At 53.8% G+C, this 17268-nt stretch carries 17 protein-coding genes; 7 read left to right on the forward strand and 10 right to left on the reverse strand.

Annotation, left to right across the window (positions count from 1 at the left end):
* Positions 1-14 precede the first annotated feature (14 nt).
* Positions 15-326, reverse strand: a complete 312-nt coding sequence (locus C5Y44_RS03420; RefSeq protein ID WP_066797808.1) for a chorismate mutase — start codon at positions 324-326, stop codon at positions 15-17.
* A gap of 202 nt (positions 327-528) precedes the next feature.
* Between C5Y44_RS03420 and pcrA the strand changes: the two genes are divergently transcribed.
* Positions 529-3252 carry a DNA helicase PcrA gene (gene pcrA / locus C5Y44_RS03425; RefSeq protein ID WP_105323690.1) on the forward strand — a complete coding sequence of 908 codons (2724 nt, stop codon included), beginning with the start codon at positions 529-531 and terminating at the stop codon, positions 3250-3252.
* A 3-nt stretch (positions 3253-3255) separates the two neighbouring features.
* Here the strand turns inward: pcrA and C5Y44_RS03430 are convergent, their stop codons facing one another.
* Together C5Y44_RS03430 and C5Y44_RS03435 are read right to left on the reverse strand one after the other, a co-directional pair.
* Positions 3256-4008: a M23 family metallopeptidase gene (locus tag C5Y44_RS03430; RefSeq protein WP_105323691.1), complete on the reverse strand. Its 753-nt coding sequence runs from the start codon at positions 4006-4008 to the stop codon at positions 3256-3258.
* A 794-nt stretch (positions 4009-4802) separates the two neighbouring features.
* A complete protein-coding gene (locus C5Y44_RS03435; RefSeq protein ID WP_105323692.1) occupies positions 4803-5600 on the reverse strand; it encodes a M23 family metallopeptidase in 798 nt (265 codons plus the stop codon).
* Positions 5601-6205: 605 nt separating this feature from the next.
* On the opposite strand from C5Y44_RS03435, the gene C5Y44_RS03440 reads away from it, so the two are divergent.
* The 3 genes from C5Y44_RS03440 to purH all read left to right on the forward strand — a co-directional run bounded on the left by C5Y44_RS03440 (position 6206) and on the right by purH (position 10300).
* The gene (locus C5Y44_RS03440) at positions 6206-8005 is read left to right on the forward strand and encodes a DUF6350 family protein (RefSeq protein ID WP_199185972.1); all 1800 of its coding nucleotides are present in this window, start codon (positions 6206-6208) and stop codon (positions 8003-8005) included.
* 90 nt (positions 8006-8095) lie between these two features.
* A complete protein-coding gene (gene purN / locus C5Y44_RS03445; protein WP_199185973.1) occupies positions 8096-8701 on the forward strand; it encodes a phosphoribosylglycinamide formyltransferase in 606 nt (201 codons plus the stop codon).
* Positions 8702-8740: 39 nt separating this feature from the next.
* Complete coding sequence (gene purH, locus C5Y44_RS03450) at positions 8741-10300, forward strand: bifunctional phosphoribosylaminoimidazolecarboxamide formyltransferase/IMP cyclohydrolase (protein WP_105323693.1); 1560 nt, start codon at positions 8741-8743, stop codon at positions 10298-10300.
* 168 nt (positions 10301-10468) lie between these two features.
* On the opposite strand, the gene C5Y44_RS03455 is transcribed toward purH, so the two are convergent.
* From C5Y44_RS03455 to rpmB, 7 genes are all read right to left on the reverse strand, one after another.
* A complete protein-coding gene (locus C5Y44_RS03455; RefSeq protein WP_105323694.1) occupies positions 10469-11695 on the reverse strand; it encodes an alpha-hydroxy acid oxidase in 1227 nt (408 codons plus the stop codon).
* Between the two features lie 173 nt (positions 11696-11868).
* Positions 11869-12546 carry a TetR/AcrR family transcriptional regulator gene (locus tag C5Y44_RS03460; protein WP_105323695.1) on the reverse strand — a complete coding sequence of 226 codons (678 nt, stop codon included), beginning with the start codon at positions 12544-12546 and terminating at the stop codon, positions 11869-11871.
* Positions 12547-12608: 62 nt separating this feature from the next.
* Positions 12609-13427, reverse strand: a complete 819-nt coding sequence (locus C5Y44_RS03465; protein WP_105323696.1) for a putative nucleotidyltransferase substrate binding domain-containing protein — start codon at positions 13425-13427, stop codon at positions 12609-12611.
* A gap of 198 nt (positions 13428-13625) precedes the next feature.
* Positions 13626-13874 (reverse strand): 30S ribosomal protein S18, encoded by a 249-nt coding sequence (gene rpsR, locus C5Y44_RS03470; RefSeq protein ID WP_003846456.1) that lies wholly within the window; start codon positions 13872-13874, stop codon positions 13626-13628.
* A 15-nt stretch (positions 13875-13889) separates the two neighbouring features.
* Positions 13890-14195, reverse strand: coding sequence for a 30S ribosomal protein S14 (gene rpsN / locus C5Y44_RS03475; protein ID WP_006822995.1), 306 nt, complete (start codon positions 14193-14195; stop codon positions 13890-13892).
* A 3-nt stretch (positions 14196-14198) separates the two neighbouring features.
* Complete coding sequence (gene rpmG, locus C5Y44_RS03480) at positions 14199-14363, reverse strand: 50S ribosomal protein L33 (RefSeq protein WP_006822996.1); 165 nt, start codon at positions 14361-14363, stop codon at positions 14199-14201.
* Positions 14364-14365: 2 nt separating this feature from the next.
* Positions 14366-14602, reverse strand: coding sequence for a 50S ribosomal protein L28 (gene rpmB, locus C5Y44_RS03485; protein ID WP_003846448.1), 237 nt, complete (start codon positions 14600-14602; stop codon positions 14366-14368).
* A 483-nt stretch (positions 14603-15085) separates the two neighbouring features.
* Between rpmB and C5Y44_RS03490 the strand changes: the two genes are divergently transcribed.
* The 3 genes from C5Y44_RS03490 (at position 15086) to C5Y44_RS03500 (ending at position 17238) form a co-directional block, all read left to right on the forward strand.
* Complete coding sequence (locus C5Y44_RS03490) at positions 15086-15352, forward strand: type B 50S ribosomal protein L31 (protein WP_105323697.1); 267 nt, start codon at positions 15086-15088, stop codon at positions 15350-15352.
* Positions 15353-15367: 15 nt separating this feature from the next.
* Positions 15368-15541, forward strand: a complete 174-nt coding sequence (gene rpmF, locus C5Y44_RS03495) for a 50S ribosomal protein L32 (protein WP_066795369.1) — start codon at positions 15368-15370, stop codon at positions 15539-15541.
* Positions 15542-15849: 308 nt separating this feature from the next.
* Complete coding sequence (locus C5Y44_RS03500) at positions 15850-17238, forward strand: S1C family serine protease (protein ID WP_199185974.1); 1389 nt, start codon at positions 15850-15852, stop codon at positions 17236-17238.
* The last annotated feature ends 30 nt before the right edge of the window (positions 17239-17268 follow it).

Consider the following 17268-nt stretch of genomic DNA (forward strand, 5'->3'; position numbering starts at 1 on the left):
CGACCCAGAAGTGCTCAGCCGAGCTTGCCGCGGCCCATGCGCAATAGCGCAGAGGCGATGGCGGGACCTTCTTCGCCGAGCTCATCACGGAACTGGTTCAAAATAGAAATCTCACGGGTGTGCACTAAACGGGTGCCGCCGGAGCCCATGCGGGTCTTGCCAATTGCTTGGGAAACCTTCGTGCGACGTTTGATGGCTTCTAAGATCGTGCGATCCATGCGGTTGATTTCTTCGCGATACTTCTGAATCTCAGCATCAGACAATGGGTCATCAGTGCCTGAAGGCATGCGAATATCCGCGTTGTCTCCAGCAGGGTTGAAATCCATATTTTCTCCCACGAGTTCGTCCTGGGACTGATTATTGCTAGCGTCAGTACGGCCAGATTCAGAAGAGGTGTCCATAGCTTTATTATTGTGCCACTAAGTAAGAGAAACTGGAATCATTGACTCAGGCTAAGCGCCGCTCGTGGTCTTGGCATGGGTTTGGACACAAGTAGTGTCCGATGCAAGAGGTAGGTTGGAAGTTATTATGCGCAGCGATGAAAATAGAAACGACAAACAAGAACAAATTACTGACTTTGATCAGCTTCCACTTCCACCTTTAGAACCTGAACCCGAATTTGCTCCACCCGAAGAAGCTGACCTACCGCCGGAGGATGCTGGCGATCTTTTTCGTGATTCTCACATGACGCAGGCAGGCGCGGAAGCTCGCCGCAATCCTTTCGCACCTGCATCCGGCAATGCCGCAGCGAATCCTTTCGGCGGAGCAGGCAGCGGCTTTTCTAATCCTTCGCCGTTTAGCACGGTCGGAAGCAACGCAGGGCAGCATCGCGCGCGGCCGCAGATCAATGTCTCGGCCGAAAAGCTAGTCGATGGTCTTAATCCGCAACAGGTTGAAGCCGTTGAGCATTCTGGTTTGCCACTGCTGATTATTGCTGGTGCGGGCTCTGGTAAGACCGCGGTGCTGACCCGCCGTATTGCGTATCTCATGGGCAATAGGGGAGTTGCTCCATGGGAAATTTTAGCTATTACCTTTACCAATAAGGCCGCAGCGGAAATGAAAGAGCGCGTCGGCCAGCTGGTAGGTCCTGTTGCTGAGCGCATGTGGGTGGCTACTTTCCACTCGATTTGTGTGCGTATTTTGCGTCAGCAGGCCCAACTTGTTCCTGGCCTCAATACGAATTTCACCATTTATGATGGTGATGATTCCCGCCGCTTGTTGACGATGATTGCTAAAGACATGCAGCTGGATATCAAGAAGTTCACCTCGCGTGTGTTGGCGAATCAGATCTCTAATCTCAAAAATGAGCTGACTTCACCTGAGTCTGCTTTGGCAGAAGCAGAGAAGACCAAGAACCCATTTACGCTTACGGTAGCGCAGGTCTTCGAGGAGTATCAGCGCCGCCTGCGAGCTGCGAATGCCGTTGACTTTGATGACCTCATTGGTGAAGTCGTGCGTATCTTTGTTCAGCACCCGCAGGTGGTTGACTTTTACCGCCGCAGGTTTAAGCACGTGCTTATTGACGAGTACCAGGACACCAACCACGCGCAGTACTCACTGGTTGCGGCATTGGTGGGAGATGATCAAGAAAAGGGCCCTGAATTGTGTGTTGTGGGCGATTCAGATCAATCGATTTATGCCTTCCGCGGTGCAACCATCCGCAATATTGAGGACTTTGAGCGTGACTATCCGGGGGCACGCACAATTTTGCTCGAGCAAAACTACCGTTCCACCCAAACCATTTTGAGTGCCGCCAACGCGGTGATCGCGCAAAACGAAAACCGCCGTAAGAAAAACCTGTGGACGGACCACGGTGAGGGCGAGAAGATCATCGGCTACGTCGCCGATAATGAGCACGATGAAGCACGCTTTATCGCCTCAGAAATCGACGCTTTGGCGGATAAGGGCCGCAACTATTCCGATATCGCGATCATGTACCGCACCAATAATGCTTCGCGCGCTTTGGAAGATATCTTTGTGCGCTCCGGCATTCCGTACAAGGTCGTTGGCGGAACTAGGTTTTACGAGCGTCGCGAAATCCGTGACATCATCGCATACCTGCGGATCATGGATAACCCAGATGACTCAGTAAGTCTGCGCCGGATTATCAACGTGCCCAAGCGCGCTATCGGTGATAAGGCACAGGCGCAGATTGCCACGCATGCCGATAACCTCAATATCAGCTTTGGTAAGGCACTTTATTTTGCTGAACAGGGAGAAGTCCCAGGGCTGGGGACCCGTGCTGTTAATGCGGTGACCAAATTCAATGACATGATGTCTGGAATCCGGGAGCAAATTCCCGCGATGATAAATGACGTCACTAAACAGCCGGATTTGGGTGAATTAGTCAGCGCTATTTTGGATGCCACCGGCTATAAAGCGGAATTGGAAGCATCTAATGACCCGCAAGATGGAGCGCGTTTAGACAACCTCAACGAATTGGTTTCGGTGGCACGTGAATTTTCTTCCGAAGCAGCGAACCAATTGGCTTTTGACGGATCTGATTCAGATATTGATGCTGCCCCTGAACTTAGTGAGGGAGAGGCGGCACCAGGCTCACTGCAGGCCTTCTTGGAGAAGGTTTCTTTGGTTGCTGATGCAGATCAGATTCCTGAAAATGAATCCGGCGTAGTCACCCTGATGACTTTGCATACTGCGAAAGGCTTGGAATTCCCGGTTGTATTCCTCACCGGTTGGGAGGAGGGACAGTTTCCACACATGCGCTCCCTCGGTGACCCGAAGGAGCTCAGTGAGGAACGCCGCTTGGCGTATGTGGGAATCACTCGTGCCCGCGAAGAGCTGTATCTCACTCGTGCGATTCTTCGCTCGTCCTGGGGCAACCCCATGACGAATCCGGCCAGCCGCTTCCTCGGCGAGATCCCAGAGGATCTCATCGACTGGCGCCGTGAAGAACCGCAAAGCTCAATGGGCTCTGCGTGGGACTACGATGATTCTTATTCTTACGGTCGTTCTTATGACTCGAGCTGGTCCGGGTGGGGCCGTAGTTCACGCTCCGCCGCGACATCCCCTTCGCAGCGAACTCGCTCTTCTAAGGCTTCGGAAAGCTCGATGTCTAAGAACAAGAATTTGGATTTAGTTGTGGGCGACCGCGTCAACCACGCCAAATATGGCCTGGGCACGGTCATCGCTGCCGATGGTTCAGGTCTGCGATCGACTGTAACCATCGACTTTGGTTCCGCAGGCAAGGTCAGGCTCATGCTCGTGGGAGGCCTGCCTATGGAAAAACTCTAGGAACTAGAAGAAGATTCCGTTACCTGCAAACCATGGCTTCGGGTCGGTGGCGTTTGCGCCATCCGGCCAAATCTCGAAGTGCAGGTGCGGGCCAGTGGATTGGCCTTCGCTACCGATAGACGCAATCTGCTGTCCTGCGGTCACACGCTCGCCAACACCGACGAGCAAGGATGAAGCCTGCATGTGTCCGTAGACCGAGATTGAGCCGTCATCGTGCTTGATGCGGATCCAGTTGCCGTAACCCTGCGCTGGCCCGGATGAGATAACTTCACCGTCCATGACCGCGTAGATAGGCGTGCCAATGGGGTTGGCAACGTCAATGCCATTGTGGTGAGTGCCCCAACGAGCTCCGTAGGTGGAAGTAAGCGTACCGGAGGTAGGAAAGACTACCGTGCGGCCATCAGCGGTACTGCCACGCATCGGGGAGAGCTGTGATGGGTCAGCCGGAGCGAATTGCTCTGCCAGGCCAGGAATGGAACTTGGGTCCAAAACGATTGAGACGCCGTATTCCGTGCGTTCAATGGTCGGAACGACGCCACTGTTTAAAATACCGTCGATGCTTGTGAACAAACCCGTTGCGGCGTTCATCAGCTCATTGTTATCAACGTGGTTGATCTGAGGCTGAGAAGAGCCATCGACGACACTGAGGCTGAGCGCTGGGGTGTCTGCGGTGGCAGCTGTGACGGTGGCTAGGCCAACGCCTGAAGCAGCAGCCACTGCAAGAGCAGCTTTGAGTGCGCGGGGAATGCGCTTCATAGATACGGTCCTTTGCTAAACGCTGTACATCAGTGTTTGATATCGCCATCACAATCAACACAATGCAGAAATCTTCCGCCTAAAAAGGCGTCATCGTTTGATGAACTGAATTCGTTGCATAGCTGTGATTGATTTGTAGCAACGCGATTAAAGTTATCGGGAGTTTGCGCACTATGCAATGGGAAAACGGCAGGTGATGGCAGTGCGTTTTCGAGAACCTTTCGAACACCCCAGCATGTTGCGCATGTTGCTAATGTTAAAGAAGTTGCGACTGTAAACCAATGGTTCAAGTTCTGGGGGTGGCATAAGGGGGTGCCAAATTCTCGGCCTGGGGAATAATTTCCGGCGTGTCGTAACTATCTAGACTTAAGCATCGTTATATCTTGCTTGGTTTGCCTTTTCTTAAGTCGGTGACGCTCTGTCGGGATCGGGTTCCGGCTCGGGTGCAACTTGGAAAGGCGTTTGGGCACGATGTTGTAAATGTGCGCGCAAACGGCAGCCTTTTGGCTTCTGCGCTTTGCTAGGCGCGTGTGTGGGTAAACATCTGGGCTGCTTGCTGGAAGGGCTTAAGTCTTGGTTCTGGGGTTCGTGGCGAGGCTTGCAGCCTTCGGGGCCCTACGGGGTGCTCATGCCCCGTGTAGGGGCTCCTGTTGTTCGCAAGTGCGCGACACGATGTCTCGGCGCAGAGTGAACGTTTTCGGGCATGACAAAAGCCCCAGTTTGGCATCCACCAAAAGATGTCGTTGGTAGGGAGGTGGAAGCTCAGCCTGGGGCTTTGTATCGCGCTTTAAAAATTAAGAGATGTTGATTCCGCGTGCCTGGAACCAAGGAATAGGGTCAACTGCGGTGTTGCCGTCAGGGTGAATCTCAAAGTGCAGGTGGGTACCGGTGGAGAAACCAAGGTTGCCCATGCCAGCGATCTTTTGGCCAGCGGTTACGCGCTCGCCGACTGCAACGTCAAGAGATTCCATGTGGCCGTAAACGGACATCGAACCGTCGTCGTGCTTGATGCGGATCCAGTTACCGTAGCCAGATGCTGGGCCAGAGTCAATGACGGTGCCGTCCATGACGGACAGGATTGGGGTGCCATTGGAGTTAGCGATGTCAATGCCAGCGTGGAAAGAGCCCCAACGTGGGCCGAATCCGGAGGTGAAAGTACCTTCAGCAGGGCGAGAGACAGATGGTGCACGAGCTGCTTCGTCAGCGGCTGCGCGAGCTTCGGAGGCCTGGATGGCGGTGTTGAGCTGCTCCGAAAGGTTCTGAACTGGCTTGGTTTCTGCAACGGTCAGAATCTGTGGGGTGGCTGCGACAGCGGAATCAACCTGGCTCTGTGCGCCCTCAACAGCGTTTTGGATGTTGCCGGAAACCTGATCCAATGGAGAGGTCTGGCTAACCTGCTTGAAGTCAACGGTTTGAGTTTTGGTTGTATCTTCAGGAGCGGTCTGTACCTGAGCTGCAGTAGCTCCACCAACGCCAGCAGTAGAAACCGCGCCTGCAGCTACGGTTACTAAAGCAATGCGTCCCTTAGCCGTCTGTGCGGTGTTCACCTTGCGGTGACGTCCAACGCCAGAGCGCTGAGAAATGCTTTGCATGTAAATTTTCTTCCCTATTGTCGTCTCACTCCTGGAGCGTGTGCATCTTGTTGATGCGAGAGGGCGTTACATTGAACCCTTGCTCTTTATCGGATTGTGACCTTACTGTTACCAACGAGAGGTAACAATAGCGTCTCAAATGATCTCGAGCAACCTGTTTCGGGGAATTAAACAAGGATAGCTTGATTTTGCGACTAAACAAATTCTGTCCCCACCTCCGTTGCGCCAGCACAAACGATTGCAGAGATGGTTTTATTGCCTAAAATTCACTCGATGAAATTTAATGTGATTACCGCCACTGGGGTGAAAATAGTCAAAAGTTGGCCAAATTTTCAGGGCGAGTGGTCGTCGAAATTCTAACTTTTGACGGTGCGCATGTGGCTTGTGTGGCAATGGCCAGGTTTGCGTTGACTCCAAGGTGAAATGTACTTATTTATTCCTTATATATAGGAGTACTTTGAACCCGTTGTAGAGGTTGAGGGTTTTCCATTCGCGGTGTCCCCCAGCAACATGGCGGCGAAGAGCTAACAGCAGGCTGGATATTAGCTGAAGAGTCGGGGTGCCAACGCTAAAAAGATTCCAGATCGTGGCAATGTGTATAGCTGATGAGCAAAAATACGAGCCCCCAATCACGGTCAACTTCTGGTCCGCGCAGCTCTGCACGAGGGCGCGGGCGTGTTAAGGCCGCCTCGCCGTCAGCCGCGCGCGTTGCCAAGACGGTGGGTAAGGAAACAAAAGCACGGCGCGCAACTGGTCCGGTGACTTGGCGCTCGCGCCTTCGCCGAATGTTTTTTGTTGTAGCTGTCCCTAATCTTGTGGTGTTTTTCTCTTTGGCAGTTATCGCTACAGCAACAGTGCTGTTAACTAGTTCGCCATCTGCGTGGTTGCCTACCGCCATTGCGCAGTCTTGGATGGTTACCAACCTGGCTCCCGTTGTGGCAGCAGACTTAACAATTTCTGCCCTTCCAATCTTGCCTGCGCTGATCCTGGGATGGATGCTCGCGGGAAATATTCATCGCGCTATCAAAGATAAGGTCAGCGTGAATGACCTACTAGCGCTTTTGGGCTGGGTAATTGCTATCCCCATTGTGCTGATTGCAATCGCTTGGTTTATGTTGTGGGACGCTTCCCAGGTCTATGACCTATCGCCACCACCTTTGGGCAATACCATCGCCCGGGCGCTGGTATTGCATTTGGCTGCACTAGTTATTGGCATGGGTCCACGGCTATGGCGTGCATTGGCGAAGCGCTATAAAGTTCCGCGCGCCGTTGTCGATGGCGTAGTACTTGCTGCTTTGTCGTTGTTAGCGTTGTTGGCTATAGCGGCTGTGGTCCTCCTCGTTGCTTTGGCTGTGAACTGGAAAAACCAAGCGCTGATTGCTGATAGTTTTCCGCATTTAGCTGGCTTGGGATTATTTGCGGTTATTGGACTTTCGGTTCTGTACCTGCCCAATGCACTGGTTGCGGTAGCGGGAATCCTATTGGGGTCAGAATTTCACCTTGGTGATGCCAGCGTCAGCCTGTTTAGTGTGCACCTTGTTCCACTTCCACCATTGCCTTTGTTGGGCGCGGTTCCTGGTTCGGCATCGACTTGGGCAATTGGGTTGTTGGTGCTGACTGCAGTAGCTATTGGATATGTAGCCGTAAAGAAGCGTCCGAGCTTTTATGAAGCTGCAGCATCTGGTGTGGCAGCGGGAATTATTGTGCTGGTTAGTGGTTATTTGACCGCTGGTGAACTTGGCCTTTATGAGTCTGTGGGTCTCATGGTCTTTATGGCGGCAGGACTAGCTGTCGTCTGGATTGGCGGCATCGGACTTGCCGTAGCTGCAGGAATGGCAATTAAGGCGCGCCGCGACGAGGCAGCGGGTGTTTCCGTGGCAGCACCAGCAGAGGCCACAACAGAAGAGACTGAGTCCAGAGAATCTACTGAGGCTGCTGAATCCTCAGAAATCCTCGACACAGGTGAAGCTGATGAGGCCAGTGATGATGGGGCAGTGGACTACATTGATGGTGAGTTTGAAGAAGATTCAGCCGCTGCCGACGATGATGATGACCCGCAAGAAGAGGAAGTCTCCGTTGGAGCAATGTCCGAGGATCTGATCGATAATTTGGAAGATGGTTCCTTCCCTGATGAGGTGCCAGGCGAAGACGATATTGAGGACAGGCTCGGTACTGCTACGCATGAGCCAAGCGATAGAGAGGACATTGATGAGTCCGGCGTCGAAGACGTAGACATCGACAATGCAGAGCAAACCGCGGAAGAGGTGCTGCCGGACTCTGACCAAGGCGCCCAAGAAGCGGCGGAAAATGACACGGAAGTTTCTGGGGTCGAGCACGCTGATGATGGCCACGATGGTCAACAGCAAAGCGATGAGGACGATAAAACAGGCAAAGATACCCAATAAGAGGGGATAAGTTGTCCTCTTTTCCGTGGTGGAGGAAAAATTGGCGGCATCGTTTCGTCCTCGAAAGGGCTACAGACTAGTCTTTAACACGTGACTGAATCGCCTTCGCAAGTTTTGAGAGCACAAGACCCGCTTCAAGTAGTGGTGCTGGTATCTGGCACCGGATCTTTGCTGCAAAATATTATCGACAACCAAGATGACTCCTATCGGGTTATCAAGGTCGTCGCGGATAAGCCCTGCCCGGGGATTAACCGAGCCCAAGATGCAGGCATCGACGCCGAAGTCGTGCCTTTAGGCTCAGACCGCGCGCAGTGGAACAAAAACCTTGTCGCAGCAGTTGGTACCGCAGATATTGTGGTGTCCGCCGGATTTATGAAAATCCTGGGGCCTGAATTCTTGGCCAGCTTTGAAGGCCGCACAATAAACACGCATCCCGCACTCTTGCCGTCCTTTCCGGGCGCGCATGGAGTCCGGGATGCGTTGGCTTATGGCGTGAAAGTCACCGGCTCTACTGTCCATTTTGTGGACGCGGGAGTTGATACTGGCCGCATCATCGCCCAGCGCGCAGTAGCAATTGAGGCAGAAGATGATGAGGCAAGCTTGCATGAGCGCATCAAAAGCGTCGAACGTGAGCTTATCGTGCAGGTCTTACGCGCAGCGCATGTTCAAGACCAGCAGCTTATTATTGAGATTTAAACCAGATTTCCCACAGTCAGGAAGGCAAGGCTTTCATCCATGAGTGATGACCGCAAGCAGATCAAGCGTGCACTAATTAGCGTTTATGACAAGACAGGGCTCGAAGAGCTCGCTCGCACGCTTGATGGCGCAGGCGTAGAGATTGTGTCCACCGGCTCCACGGCCGCCAAGATTGCTGATCTTGGCATCAACGTCACTCCGGTTGAATCTCTCACCGGATTCCCTGAGTGCCTCGAAGGCCGCGTTAAGACCTTGCACCCACGCGTGCACGCAGGCATTTTGGCTGATACCCGCAAGCCGGATCACCTTAACCAGTTGGAAGAGCTTGAGATTGAGCCATTCCAGTTGGTCGTGGTCAACCTGTACCCATTTAAAGAGACTGTAGCTTCTGGCGCAGACTTTGATGGTTGCGTCGAACAGATTGATATCGGCGGTCCATCCATGGTCCGTGCTGCCGCCAAAAACCACCCATCGGTGGCGGTTGTTGTAGATCCAGCACGTTACGGTGACATCGCTGAGGCTGTCGCTCAGGGCGGATTCGATCTGGCGCAGCGTCGTCAGCTCGCCGCGACTGCGTTTAAGCACACGGCAGACTATGATGTTGCAGTTTCCGGCTGGTTTGCTCAGCAGCTCGCCGATGCCTCCTCCGCCCACGTTGAAGGCGAAGCCCTCAATGGCGACGTGCTGCGTTATGGCGAGAACCCTCACCAGCAGGCATCTATCGTTCGCGAGGGCTCGACCGGTGTGGCTAATGCGAAGCAGCTGCACGGTAAGGAAATGAGCTACAACAACTACCAGGATGCTGATGCTGCATGGCGTGCAGCTTGGGATCATGAGCGTCCTTGCGTAGCTATCATCAAGCACGCAAACCCTTGTGGCATCGCAGTATCCGATGAGTCCATCGCTGCAGCACACGCAGCGGCACACGCCTGTGATCCAATGTCAGCGTTCGGTGGCGTCATCGCTGTTAACCGCGAAGTCACCAAGGAAATGGCAACCCAGGTTGCTGACATCTTCACCGAGGTCATCATCGCACCGTCCTACGAAGATGGGGCGGTAGAGATTTTGCAGGGCAAGAAGAATATCCGCATCCTCGTTGCTGAGCATGAAGTGCCAGCAGTTGAGGTCAAGGAAATCTCCGGTGGCCGTTTGCTGCAAGAAGCTGATGTCTACCAGGCCGAGGGCGATAAGGCTTCGACCTGGACTTTGGCTGCCGGTGAAGCCGCGTCCGAGGAAAAGCTCGCGGAGCTGGAATTCGCTTGGCGAGCAGTGCGCTCGGTAAAGTCCAACGCCATCTTGCTGGCGCATGAAGGTGCCACCGTTGGCGTCGGCATGGGCCAGGTCAACCGCGTTGATTCAGCGAAGTTGGCTGTAGACCGTGCAAATACCTTGGCTGATTCCGCAGAGCGTGCTCGTGGATCGGTTGCAGCATCGGATGCGTTCTTCCCATTTGCTGACGGCTTGCAGGTGCTTATCGATGCCGGCGTTTCCGCCGTCGTCCAGCCTGGCGGTTCCATCCGCGACGAAGAAGTTATCGAAGCAGCAAACGCAGCAGGTATCACCATGTACTTCACTGGTACCCGTCACTTCGCACACTAATTCTTTTCTTCACTTCGTTCATACAAAGAATTAGTGAGAGCTTTAGCCCAGCAGAATTAGTGAGAGCTTTAGCCCAGCAGAGATAGCTAAAGGGCCTGTTCACCCGCAATTTCAACGGTGTGAACAGGCCCTTTAGCGATCTAGAAATCTACTTCCAGCTGTCAAGTTCTAAGCGTCGACGTTCTCGTTTTCGTTCTTTAGCCAGGGCGCGATGACCTGACCGGAATTCTTCCGGTCCTCAATAGTGCGGGTGCCCATCAACAACATGGCATTACGGACTTCTTCGGCTAACAGCTCAATGGTCTTATCCACGCCTTGCTCACCACCTGCCATAAGCCCGTAGAGGTAGGCCCGGCCAACGATGACAAAGTCAGCGCCGAGTCCCAGGGCAGCTACGATATCGGCACCAGACATCACCCCGGAATCCAAGATGATTTCAACATCGGGACCTGCTTCCTTGCGCACTTCACTTAGAGCCTGAATTGACACAGGACTGCGGTCTAATTGACGGCCACCGTGGTTAGACACAACAAGGCCATCGGCGCCGGCATCGGTCGCGCGGCGGGAGTCATCAGCGGTTAAGATACCTTTGACAAATAGCGGGCCCTTCCATACTTCACGAATCCACTTTAAATCCTCAATGGACAAGGAAGGATCAAACATGGAGCCCAAAATAGAAGCCAGATCCTCGGCAGTGTTGCTCAGCGAGGCAAAGGTCAGCGGATCAGTGGTCAGGAAGTTAAACCACCACTCAGGGCGGTAGGACGCATCCAGTACAGTCTTCGCAGTTAGCTGTGGTGGAATGGTCATGCCGTCGCGCGTATCGCGTAGACGTTGACCAGCAACTGGGGTATCTACGGTCACCAGTAGAGTATCGAAACCCTCTTTTTGGGCCCGCGCTAATAAGTCCTTGGATGCTTCGCGGTCTTTCCAAAGATACAGCTGGAACCAGCGGCGACCACTGCCTGGCTTGGAGTTCTTCTTTGTTTCTGAAACCCTGGCTACCTCTTCAACAGAACGAGTACCCATGGTGGACAAAGAGAAAGGAATGCCCGCCTTCGCAGCGGCGGATGCCCCGGCATCCTCACCTTCTGAATGCATGAAACGGGTAAAGCCAGTCGGCGCAATACCGAAAGGAAGTGAGGAAGCACCACCAGCGATGGTGGTCGAGAGATCGACCTCCGGAGTGGAGTGCAAAATCTTCGGGATTAAAGTGACTTCGCGAAAGAGCTTGTAACTGCGGTTGAGGGTGGTCTCATCTTGAGCCGCGCCATCGGTGTAATCAAAAGCTGGAGTAGGGGTGCGGCGTTTAGTGATCTTGCGCAGGTTCCACACATTCGCAGCCGAGGCTAGCCGTGCGGCCCGACGGTCGAGCGTCGGTAATTTGAACTTCATTAAAGGAAGAAGCTCACTTACTTGAGGAAATTGGTGCTTGAGACGAGCCGTAGTGGTGAAATCCCTTTCACCCTGATAGTTAAATCTTAATAAGGCAAGGCTAACCTTTAATGCCAGGTGTGGCAATAGCCACGCTACTATCAGCTTAGACTTCGTCCCCAGAGTCGAAACCGTTAGTCCTTCTTAGCGTCTTTAGCTGCAATCATGTCCAAGGTGGCCTGCTCACGGTTCTCTGGGAATTCAGCCTGCAAAACCCTCAGGGCGGCATCGGCAAGCACGACTGCGGTCGACGGAAGCTCTGAATCCGAATGCTGAAACGGTGGGGTACCGTTATTCTCACGCATCTCCATGGCGGAGAGCGCGAGGTGGAAAGGCAGATCCGTGCGCGGATCCTCAGGTCCTACGATTTCAGCCGCAGTATCGCTGAAAGTTTTCTGCAGCTGTGCGCGCTGATCGTGGAAATCATCAAAATCAGGGGAGTTTGCTACAGGCAATTGATAAAGGCGGCCTACATTCCACCCGCTGGTAAGCAAAAGACGTGCTTCGGCCGCGACCAAGGCCCACAGGCGCAACTCTGGTGAAGACTTGGAGCTCGCCAATTCATCAGCCAACTCAATGGAAGGCTCGATGGTGGACTTTAGCAGCGTGAGAAAGATTTCCGTCTTCGAGGGGAAGTGGTAATACAGCGATGCCTGGCGGATGCCAACAGCTTCCGCGATCTGATGCGTGGAGGTATTGGCAAAGCCCTGGGTGGTAAATAACTCTGAGGAAGCATCCAAGATTTCCTCGCGCGCGGTACTACCGCGTCGGCGAGGACTATTTTTGCGAGGGCGTCCAACCGCACCAGCCATAAAACCAATTCCTCCTTATATAAAGCACATTTAAATATACGACATTAAAGCCCAGCTTGGGGCTAATTCACGTCTTGTGGATCCAGAGTCTCTTGCGAGTCCGACGCTTCTTGTGAGTAGCGCGCGGAGATCGCCGCGAAGGTCTGCGCGACTAGACGGCATGCTGCACCATAAGCAGTGCGATCGAGTGCTGGAAGATTATCCAACGTGGTGCTGCGGCCATCCATATTAGCGAGCCAACGACGCATCGCAATGCTTATCGCGGTCTCCCAAGCCACGGCTAAAGACTGTGACTCCGACGGGCTGAGCAATTGCCTTTCGATGGCAATCTCTAACCTGTCAAGCGTTGGCCGTGGAGACGGCGCAGCCCACCGAGCAATCCCTGCAATGGGAGCAAGAAGATAAGACTCGATATCGACTTCGCTGTCAGGGTCAGGCAAGCCATTGACGACCTTGAGTGCTGGCGGGCGCAGGCTTAAGGCTTCATCGAGAAGCTGTTGCTCTCCACCAATGCCCACCGGGTATCCGGCATCCACCCGCCACGCCAGAAACTCTTCCTCAGCCTGGCGGCCTTTAAGGCCTACTGATTCCAAAATCTCAAGCATCTGCTCATCCTCACCAAGCCACGTAATCGGCATAGAAGGAATAGCATCCCCGCGGCTTACTGCTCCCGTAAGACGAACCGGGCTGGCAATAGCAGGGGAGCGGACAACATCACTAACCAGGCGTGAGAACCACGCAGTCAGTTCGGTTTCGCTTTCTCGGTGGCGAAGGGCATTGCGCAAAAGCTCTTGAGCTTCAGATAAAATCCCGCGGGCAGCGGCGGTGGACTCACACCGATTGGCCTGTAAGGCAAGTTCCCGCAACGATGAGTGCAGCATGGCCGTCCTTCCTGCATTAAAGCGGTGGGGAGAAGATTTTCTACTTTAGCGTACTCGGTGCCTAAGCATAGGGGAAACAAAAGGCCCCTGGTCTCTTTCACCACTTACATGGTGGAAGAGGCCAAGGGCCAATTTATACTTTTACCGTTCACACTTTATGCCAACGGCAAAAGTGCGCTGTTGAAACCCGGCTACTAATTAGCGGGTGGTGAACGGCAGGAGAGCCATTTCGCGAGCGTTCTTTACCGCGGTAGCAACCTGACGCTGCTGCTGCGGGGTCAGACCGGTGACGCGGCGGGAACGGATCTTGCCGCGGTCAGAGATGAAGAGACGAAGGGTCTTGGTGTCCTTGTAGTCCACCTTTTCGATGCCTTCAGCCTTCAATGGGTTCTTCTTCGGACGGCGGGTCTGCTCCATCCGGAACTTCTTCTGGTTATTGCGCTTCATTTTTTGCAACACCCCTTACCAGCTGGACTTGCGAACGCCTGGCAGCTCACCACGGTGAGCCATGCCACGCATACGGACACGGGACAGGCCGAACTTACGGAGGTAGCCGCGTGGACGACCATCATGGGCGTCGCGGTTACGTACACGTGCTGCAGAAGCATCACGTGGCTGACGGTTCAGCTCGAACTGTGCGTCCATGCGATCCTCGTCAGAGGTGTTCGGGTTCTTGATAATAGCCTTGAGCTCAGCGCGACGCTCCGCGTAGCGGGCGACGATTTCCTTGCGCTGCTCGTTCTTGGCGATCTTAGACTTCTTAGCCATAGATTATCGCTCCTCGCGGAATTCGACGTGCTTGCGGACAACTGGATCGAACTTCATCAAAGAAATGCGGTCCGGGTTGTTGCGCTTGTTCTTACGGGTGACGTAGGTGTAACCAGTACCCGCAGTGGACTTGAGCTTGATGATTGGACGGATGTCATTACGTGCCATGCTTAAATCTTCTCCCCACGTGCTCGGATCTTCGCTACAACGGATTCGATTCCGTCGCGGTCGATGATCTTGATGCCCTTGGTTGAAACATTCAAGGTGATGGTACGGCCCTCAGAGGGCAAGTAGTACCGACGACGCTGCACGTTGGGGTTCCAACGACGCGAGGTGCGGCGGTGCGAGTGCGAGACTTGCTTGCCGAAGCTCGGCTCGCGGCCCGTTACCTGGCAAATAGCCGACATGGGTTCTCTTTCTCCTAGCCGCCCACATCTTGGCTACGGCGCTGGCCTATCACGAGAATGACTAAAGCGTTCTGCGTGTTGCTCTTTTAAAGGTGAGGTGAGGTAAAGAGCGATGAGGCTAGCTGCCAAATACCGGTAGACGGGGCGTATTACGTACAAAGTGACAACAGCAAGGGGCAACCTTACACCGCTTTATGGCCATTTCCTAATCGCCTGGGAGGATTGCTATCTTCACGCCTACCTTGACAGCTTCATGCCCATCTTATCCGATCTCTTGCCGGGGTGCTCGTCGGCGGGATTTAGGTTTTATGCTCGTATTCTGTATGATTGTTCGAGTTGATCACCGCATGTCATCGCGAATGCGAATGTAGCTGCGTTAGTGACCTTCTTGTCAGTTTGTCAGATACCCAACTCAGGCACGATCTTTACCCTTTCAGGATGTAAAGAACCGACCTGAAGTTTCAACCCTGAGGGAATCGAATTATGAAGAAAGATATCCACCCGGATTACCACCCGGTGGTCTTTCAGGATGCTGGTACCGGTACCCAGTTCCTGACCCAGTCCACTGCCACCTCCTCCCGCACCGTTCAGTGGGAAGATGGCAATGAGTACCCACTGATCGTTGTCGACGTGACCGCTGAGTCCCACCCATTCTGGACTGGTGCACAGCGCGTTATGGACACCGCTGGCCGTGTTGAGCGCTTCAACCAGCGCTTCGGCGCAATGGCTCGCCGTAAGAAGAAGGCATAAGGAGGAAAGAAAACAATGGCAACTCCTAAGTTTAAGAAGTCCCGTTCCAATACCCACCACCGTCGCTCCCAGTGGAAGGCTGACAATGTCGCCCTGCAGGAAGTAACCATCGATGGTCAGACTGTTCGTATCCCACGTCGTTTGGTCAAGGCTGCACAGCTCGGCCTCGTTGACGTAGAGCAGTTCTAAGAATAGAAGCTTCGACGGTCGCCGTCACTTACAAAGCTTTTAAAAGAAGACACCTGGAATCCGTAAAGGATGACAGGTGTCTTTTTCATATCCGCATGTCTCTTGGACTGTCTTGCGTATTGCTTGTGGCGCATCGCCCGCAAGCAGTGTCCGGTGCGGGTTATAGGATGGAAGAAGTTGTTGCATTCAAGCGCTCAAGTCGTGGAGTTTGCGCACATAAATGCATACAGGAAACGTTCAGGAACCCACGCTGGGACTTACAGAATTATTCCAGTACAACATAAGATTGATGGGGGAGAATACCTACTATGACTTCCAAAGATGAACATTCGGATTCGCCGCAAAGCTACTCGCGCGGCTGGAACCAGCCACGTTCGGATAGCACCCAAGAGATCCCAGCAACACCTGACAACGCTGCCTCTAACCCTCCGCAAGGACCTTATGACCCCTACGGTGCTCAGTCACAGGGTGTGCCGGGCCCATCGCAAGGACCTGCGCAAGTTCCGGGTCAGCAGCCAGGTGCGCAGTATTACGGACAACAGGCAGGCGCCCAACCGGTTGGTGTGCCGGGGGTGGATGATGGCGCGACGAAGACATCGAAAAGCAAGCGCACAGTAGGGCTTGGAACCGCGTTGGCCATGATGTTGGTTGCAGGCATCGGTGCGGGTGGAGTTACCGGCTATGTCGTGGGCAATAACAGCTCCTCGAGTAACGGGACTTCCGTGAGCGAGATTCTTAACAGTCAGCCGGTCAATAATACCAATAGCACCGGCCAGGAAGCAGAAGCCGGAACGACAGAAGCAGTTGCCGCCAAGGTATTGCCGGCTGTGGTTTCCATTCAAGTAGTCTCATCGACCGCGGCTTCTGAAGGTTCTGGTTCGATTATTTCCCCGGATGGTTATGTGCTGACTAACCACCACGTCGTCGCTGGTGCTGAAGAAGGCGGCGTGATGCAGGTGACCATGAATGATGGCACCAAGCACGATGCTGAATTTGTAGCCTCGGATGTTAATACCGACGTAGCGGTTATCAAGATTAAGGATGTTCAAGACCTGCCATTTTTGGAATTCGGCAACTCCGAATCCCTGCAGGTGGGCCAGGAAGTCGTAGCTGTTGGTTCCCCGCTAGGTCTTAATGCGACGGTGACTTCCGGCATTGTCTCCGCAGTTAACCGTCCAGTGCGTGCATCCCAAGGTGGCGGGCAGTCTTCGCTGATCGATGCTATCCAGACCGACGCTGCTGTTAACCCCGGTAACTCAGGCGGGCCGTTGGTGGATATGAGCGGCAATCTTGTGGGTATGAACTCCATGATTGCCTCCTTGTCAGCCGGAACGAGTGGTGAAGCGGGCTCGATTGGCTTGGGCTTTGCTATCCCATCTAATTTCGCGCAACGCATGGCGCAGCAGCTGATTGATAATGGCGCAGTTGTTCACCCCATGCTGGGTGTGCAGGTTGACGGCCGGGATATCACCGACGGTGCGCATGTCGTTTCCGTGGAACCAGGCAGTGCCGGTGCGGAGGCTGGGCTGGAAGAAGGCGATATCATCACCCGGGTTAATGACCGTCCGATTGAAGACGCAGATTCGTTAATTGCATCCATTCGTGGGCAGGAATTTGGCAATAAAATCACCCTCGAGGTTACCCGCGAAGATGACGATTCTTCGCGAGAGGTAGAGGTTACCTTGCCAGCAGAGTAGTTTAATAAGCAGCCTCATGACGTTCGAAAC

Origin of the sequence: Corynebacterium sp. J010B-136 (assembly GCF_002967075.1) — a bacterium.
Classification (GTDB): Bacteria; Actinomycetota; Actinomycetes; order Mycobacteriales; family Mycobacteriaceae; genus Corynebacterium.